The 255-nt window shown below is 51.8% G+C and carries 1 rRNA gene; it reads right to left on the bottom strand.

From position 1 onward, the window contains the following. Positions 1-178 precede the first annotated feature (178 nt). Positions 179-255, bottom strand: a 23S ribosomal RNA gene (locus tag IB242_RS20890); the annotation flags it as partial.

Below are 255 nucleotides of genomic sequence, written 5' to 3'. Positions count from 1 at the left end.
CCGAGTTCGGGATGGGATCGGGTGGTTCCACAACGCTAATTTCACCAGGGAGACGGTTGGAGCGTGCTGGTGTCCCTGAACAACGGGTACCGCACCGTCTCGCATTTGGTCTTGGAATGTAGCGGGCTATTTGGATTCCATCGACGTGTACGTCGAGTCCAAGGCCACTTGAGGTTATATGGTCAAGCCACACGGATCATTAGTATCAGTTAGCTCAATACATTGCTGTACTTACACACCTGACCTATCAACCAC

The sequence above is a fragment of the Xanthomonas sp. XNM01 genome, from assembly GCF_014851915.1.
Lineage (GTDB): Bacteria > Pseudomonadota > Gammaproteobacteria > Xanthomonadales > Xanthomonadaceae > Pseudoxanthomonas.
The sequence above is the reverse complement of the archived record's forward strand: the minus strand, read 5'-3'. Positions and strand labels throughout refer to the sequence as shown.